The following is a 4444-nucleotide window of genomic DNA, read 5'->3' as shown; positions in this document are numbered from 1 at the left end:
ATGCATCGTGTCTCTACGGGGCACGGGATACGAAATCTCTCCTTCTTGACATTATCAATCAAAACGAGTAAATACTAGAGTGCTAGTAATTAACATAACTCATTGATTATGCTTCCCAAACTCATATCTTCAATTCTGGTGTTAATCGCCATTTCCTTCGGGTGTACAGAAAAAGAAACGACCGAACAAACTGAACCGGAACTGGTCAAAATTGATACCTTAACCCAATTCATTGACTTTGACAGCCATGGCATTTCCCGGCCGGGTGCTCTTGCATTGCTGGATAATGGAAACCTTGCAGTAGCCGATGGCCAGATCAAAAAGATCACAATTGTAACTCCTGAGGGGGATTCAATTGCACAGTTTGGAAAAGAAGGAAAGGGACCGGCAGAATTTTTAAGTCCGGGACAAATAAAAGTAACTTCAGATCTCATCCATGTAGTGGATAACAGCCAGTATAAAGTGCTGGAATTTGATCTAATGGGGAATTTCATAGAAAGTTTTGCGTACGAAACCAAAGCATTTGACCGCAATATCGCCTTAGCCGAAGATCGAACCTTTTATTCCGGAGCAGCAGGAGAAGATAATAAGCTGATCAAGTGGATGGATACCAAAACAGACTCTTCCTTTTTATTCGGAGAGGCAAAAATTGCTGAAGTGGAAGATATGGATATGGAAGCGAGCCGTAATGATATCATCAATGGAAGAGTGCCGGATTACTTCAAAAATAATGTGAACGTGATCATGGGTAATGACCATGTGTATGCCTTCCTTGATTCCTACAGTGAACTCAGAAAATATGACAAGGCCGGCAATTTGATCTGGGAAAAGAAATTAGCCCTGCCTGATAATGAACGGCTCGAAAATGATATTGTAGAAGCAGCCAAAAATGTTCCGAATGCTCTCCCATTTTTGAGATACACACTGGATATCAAAATGATTGGTTCTGATATCTTTCTGCTTGGCTCTAAACCGAGAGAAGCTCCCCAACATCTCACTAAAGTGAATGAGGATGGATTGATCACAGCTTTCTACCAAATGCCATCTGCAGAATCATATTTCTTAAATTTCACCCTTAATCCGGCCAACAACACAATTTATCTCTCTGACATTATAGATGGGGTTGTTTATAAAGGAATTCTTTCGAATTGAATCCTTTTCCAAAACATAAAATACTCATGACATCAACATATAGCCGATTATTTGGAGCCTTGCTGATATTAATTTTGATAACAAACTGCAACTCCGAGCCAAAACAGGAAAAGCCCACCAATGAAATATCCAGAATCAATATTGATTCGCTTGAAGTGTTTGCTGATTTCGAAACTCATGATATTGCCCAACCTACCGAGATCGAAATTTTAGATAATGGCACTATTGCCATTGCTAATTTTGGGCAAAGAAAAGTGAGCCTTGTTCAAAGTACCGGGGAGTTAATCACTTCCTTTGGCCGGGAAGGGAGAGGTCCGGGGGAGTTCATAAGAATTTCCAACCTGTTTAACACCGGTGATATTATACATGTGGTTGATACGGACCAAAGCGTTGTCTCAAAATTCGACCTTAAAGGAAATTTCCTTTCCAGCTTTACTTTTAAATCTCCCGCCGTATTGCCTGAAGTAGCTCTCATTGATGAAAATAAATATGTAGCTGCCACAGGGGGAACTGATGACTCTTTCCTATCTCTTTCTGAAATAGATACGGACTCTACCTTCAGTTTTGGAACTCCTAAAGGTGAAAGTTTAGAGGTGGTAGATTTCCAAGCCAGCCTTAATCAGCTTAAGAGTGGCGAAATTCCCAACCTTTTTAAAAACATGGTCACGTTAAGATCTGATGGCGATCACATCTACGCTTACCTGAATGCCTACAGTGAGCTTCGTAAATATGATACCTCAGGCAGCCTAATTTGGGAACAAAAAATAGATCTGCCTTATAATGAAGAGATTTTCAATAATACGGTTGAACAAGCTAAAAATTCACCCGGCGGACTCCCGGCCTACAATTACATAACTGATTTTGAAGTCATCGATCAAGAAGTAATGATTCTCACAAGCAGACGAAATTCAGATGATTCTCAGCTCCTTGTGAGACTCAATGAGTCCGGCAATACCACTGCCATTTATACGCTGCCTGATCACATCGGCTACTTGAGAGCTTTTGATTTAGCCCCGGATCACAATGCTATATACTTCGCTTCTTCTGGTGATGGTGTTGTTTATAAAAGTGAGATTTCTTTTTAAAGTATAAAAAAGGTCCTGTAGCTATTTCACGTCCATTTTCCAGCGACGGATATTATCTAAGATATATTCAGTAATTAGCTTATATTCTTGATAAGTCCTTATTACCCGGTCATGGTAATTTGACTGCCAGCAAAATTCAGGGTTTATCTTTCTCCCTTGGATCGTTACTGAAGATTTGTAACCCCTTATGATTGAAGCCAGGTTCTTTCTTTGAGGACCAAACCTTTTTTGTGAATCAGTTTCAAGATCAACTTCGGTAGAGACGCGATGCATCGCGTCTCTACCGAAGTTGGATTTTAACCCTCTCGTGTTGTATTCATTATTCCCGATAATAATTATCCCATGTATATGATCCGGCATTATTACAAATTCACCTAATGTAATATTCATGTCTTTGCGGATCTTCGGTGTTTTCTTCCATTCAGATTCAACTATTGATCCAATCTGATTTAATTCCATTCTCCCGTTCACTATTTCACCAAAAAAATGTTCTTTATTCTTGGTACAAATGGTAATAAAATAAGCTCCGGGATTTTTATAATCCCAGTATTCCCATCGGTTAGATTTGAGTCTGTATTTTCCCCTAAATTTTGGCATTGATTACCCGATTCTCTTGTTCTATCCCAAGATTATAATCTCCCCCAATCAATATATCAAATCGTAATTATCCCCCTGCCCGTAGAGACGCGATGCATCGCGTCTCTACGGGCAGGTTTTATTTAATCAATCCGTTGCTTGGAAGAAAACGTAGTCAAGAAGGCAATACTTTAATTAAAAGAAACGAAATTAACTCTGTTGCTTGTTAGAACAATCCTGAATTAAATACGTTATCAAGTTTCAGAAATAACATATAGAAAAGAGACCATGATAAAATTATTATCGACATTAGGGCTCATTTTGAGTCTTGGAACAATCTCATTATTTGCACAACAAACGGAGAAGAATTTGGAAAAAGCAACTTTTGGTGCCGGATGCTTCTGGTGCGTGGAAGCCATTTATGAAATCGTAGAAGGTATAGAATATGTAGAATCCGGTTATTCCGGAGGGCATGTTGAAAATCCTTCTTATAAAGAAGTAACAGGTGGAAAAACCGGACATGCCGAAGTGGCCCGCATTCATTTTGATCCGGAAGTAATTTCCTATGCAGAATTACTGGAAGTCCTCTGGCACACGCACAATCCCACTACATTAAACCGACAAGGAAATGATGTGGGGCCACAGTATCGCTCAGTGATCTTCTATCACAATGAGGAACAGAAAGAAATTGCTGAAAAATCGCTCAAGAAAACAGATGAGTCTGGCCTTTGGGAAGATCCGATCGTGACTGAAATTCAGCCTCTTGAAAATTATTATGTGGCAGAAAACTATCACCAGAATTATTTCGAGAATAATCCCAATGCAGGATATTGCTCAATTGTGATTGCTCCTAAAGTGGCAAAATTCAAGAAAGAGTTTAGTCATTTGTTAAAGGAAAGCCCGAAGTTCTAAAGTTTATTTAACAGTTGTATTTATATCCAAGCCCCATAATTAATTTTTATGGGGCTTTTTCATTTGCCTCACCCTCAGTAAATTCACACAGCAAAAAATTATGATTATACTTAGGCATGAAAAAATTATTAGTACTTCTGTTCTCCATCCTGCTCACTCAAATATTGATGGCCCAGGAAGCTGATACCACGATGACCTTCGAGGAGTATCAGCCTGAATCTACGCTGGTGGTTCCGGGTGAAGAAATAACCTCTGCCAAATTTCCATTTGTGGATGTCCACAGTCATTTGTGGAGAATGGCTTCAATGGATCTTAAGGAAACCACAGCCGAGATGGACAGTCTCAACATGAAAGTGTTGGTGAATTTAAGCGGCCGTTCCGGAGAAACCTTAAAAGCCATGGTTGATGCCGCCCGGGAACAAGCCCCCGACCGATTTGTGGTGTTCGCCAACATTGATTTTGATGATATTGATGATCCGGGATGGACCGAACGAGCTGTGGCTCAGCTTCAGGAAGATTATGACAATGGCGCCCGCGGAGTGAAGATATTCAAGAATCTGGGCCTCACTGTTTTGGACTCAGAAGGAAATCGGGTGCAAACGGATGATCCGCGCATCGACCCCGTTTGGGCTAAGGCCGGAGAGTTGGGAATTCCCGTTCTCATTCACACCGGAGAACCGGCAGAATTCTGGGAGCCGATCGATAATACCAATGAGCGC

Annotated in this window: 5 protein-coding genes; 4 read left to right on the top strand and 1 reads right to left on the bottom strand. The window is 40.5% G+C overall.

The features are described from left to right. Positions 1 to 108: 108 nt before the first annotated feature. Positions 109 to 1152, top strand: coding sequence for a 6-bladed beta-propeller (locus tag VFM80_RS11620; RefSeq protein WP_395071996.1), 1044 nt, complete (start codon positions 109 to 111; stop codon positions 1150 to 1152). A 26-nt stretch (positions 1153 to 1178) separates the two neighbouring features. Then, entirely contained in the window at positions 1179 to 2237 is a 1059-nt protein-coding gene (locus tag VFM80_RS11615; protein WP_395071995.1) for a 6-bladed beta-propeller, read from the top strand. 21 nt (positions 2238 to 2258) lie between these two features. On the opposite strand, the gene VFM80_RS11610 is transcribed toward VFM80_RS11615, so the two are convergent. Further along, entirely contained in the window at positions 2259 to 2834 is a 576-nt protein-coding gene (locus VFM80_RS11610) for a hypothetical protein (protein WP_395071994.1), read from the bottom strand. Positions 2835 to 3101: 267 nt separating this feature from the next. Between VFM80_RS11610 and msrA the strand changes: the two genes are divergently transcribed. Next, the gene (msrA, locus tag VFM80_RS11605) at positions 3102 to 3725 is read left to right on the top strand and encodes a peptide-methionine (S)-S-oxide reductase MsrA (RefSeq protein WP_395071993.1); all 624 of its coding nucleotides are present in this window, start codon (positions 3102 to 3104) and stop codon (positions 3723 to 3725) included. Positions 3726 to 3841: 116 nt separating this feature from the next. Continuing rightward, a partial coding sequence (locus VFM80_RS11600; RefSeq protein ID WP_395071992.1) for an amidohydrolase family protein occupies positions 3842 to 4444 on the top strand: 603 nt, incomplete at its 3' end.

The sequence above is a fragment of the Gracilimonas sp. genome (assembly GCF_035704785.1).
Classification (GTDB): Bacteria; Bacteroidota; Rhodothermia; order Balneolales; family Balneolaceae; genus Gracilimonas.
Note: the sequence above shows the minus strand (reverse complement) of the source record. Positions and strands in the feature narration are given on the sequence as shown.

Coding starts and splice junctions, on each gene's coding strand:
- VFM80_RS11610 (WP_395071994.1), bottom strand. CDS start 2,834: ATGCCAAAATTTAGGGGAAAATACAGACTCAAATCTAACCGATGGGAA.
- msrA (WP_395071993.1), top strand. CDS start 3,102: ATGATAAAATTATTATCGACATTAGGGCTCATTTTGAGTCTTGGAACA.
- VFM80_RS11615 (WP_395071995.1), top strand. CDS start 1,179: ATGACATCAACATATAGCCGATTATTTGGAGCCTTGCTGATATTAATT.
- VFM80_RS11620 (WP_395071996.1), top strand. CDS start 109: ATGCTTCCCAAACTCATATCTTCAATTCTGGTGTTAATCGCCATTTCC.